The sequence below is a fragment of the Pseudomonas sp. SJZ080 genome (genome assembly GCF_007828295.1).
GTDB lineage: Bacteria > Pseudomonadota > Gammaproteobacteria > Pseudomonadales > Pseudomonadaceae > Aquipseudomonas > Aquipseudomonas migulae_A.
The window spans coordinates 1-1,235 of record NZ_VIUK01000066.1; the positions used below are offsets into that span (position 1 = coordinate 1).

Sequence of the window (1,235 nt, forward strand, 5' to 3'; positions counted from 1 at the left end):
TGTAGTGGTCAACTAATCCCGGACACGACGTTAAGTTTTTTCTCGGCCTGAGCTGGGGCCAGTCCGTTGTTGAATTGGTGCGGTCTAATCCAGTTGTACCGATGCATCAGGTAATGACTGATGTCGCGGTGCGCTTCTTGAGCTGTCATGTAGCCCACGGTTGGTATCCACTCAGTTTTCAAGCTGCGAAACACACGCTCCATCGGCGCATTATCCCAACAGTTTCCACGACGGCTCATGCTTTGGCGCATGCGGTAACGCCAGAGCCGTTGGCGAAACTGACGGCTGCCATATTGCGAGCCCTGATCCGAGTGAAACATTAGCCCTTGAGGCCTGCCACGCTGCTCATAAGCCATGTCCAACGCCTTGATGACCAGATCCGCATCCGGCTTGTTTGACAGCGCCCAGCCCACAATCCGGCGTGCGTAGAGATCCAGAACGACTGCCAGGTAATGCCATTTCCCTTGAGCCCAGATGTAGGTGATGTCGCCACACCAGACCTGGTTGGGTGCCGGAACATCAAACTCTCGATTCAAGATATTCGGAATGTCAGGCCGCTCAACCGTCGCTTGTTTGTAGGCATGTGATCCAGGTTGTTTGCTGACTAGCGCCAGTTCCCGCATCAGGCCTCGCACCTTAAACCGCCCGATCTGCTCGCCGTCTTCCTGCATCATCGACACGATACTGCGGCTACCGGCAGCGCTTCGACTTTGCGTGAAAAGTTCGTTGACCCGACTGCGCAACCGAAGCCGCTCAACGTCGGGATTTCGGCGCCTGAGGCGGTGGGCGTAGTAACACGAACGAGTGACATCAAAGACTGCGCAAAGCCAATCGACCGGCTCTTGGGTACTTAACTGATCAATCAGCGTGTGCGCTCGTGCTCTTCCGACATCAAGAGCGCGGTAGCCTTTTTTAAAATGGATTTCTCCCGCTCAAGGCGAGCGATTCGAGCTTCCAATTCCTGGATTTTCTGTTGCTCTGGCGTCAGCGCTTTACTCTGCGGAGTAACGCCGGTGCGCTCCTGCTGAAGCTGATTAACCCAGCGGCGCAACGCGGACTCAACCACACCAAGCGAGCGGCTGGCTTCGATATGGCTATAGCCTTGATCGAGCACGAGGCCTGCGGCCTCGCGTTTGAATTCAGCGGAAAAGGAACGACGTTGTTTGGTCATCAGACACCTCTATCTGGCGAGCATTCTCGCCTAAATGGGTGTCCGGTTTCATTAGACCACTACA

1 protein-coding gene is annotated in these 1,235 nt (G+C 55.1%); it reads right to left on the minus strand.

The features are described 5' to 3' along the window. Positions 1-8 precede the first annotated feature (8 nt). A protein-coding gene (locus FBY04_RS32235) for an IS3 family transposase (RefSeq protein ID WP_145319740.1) occupies positions 9-1,171 on the minus strand; the annotation gives its coding sequence in 2 pieces (ribosomal slippage) (positions 9-916 and positions 916-1,171; 1,164 coding nt in all). Positions 1,172-1,235: the final 64 nt, after the last annotated feature.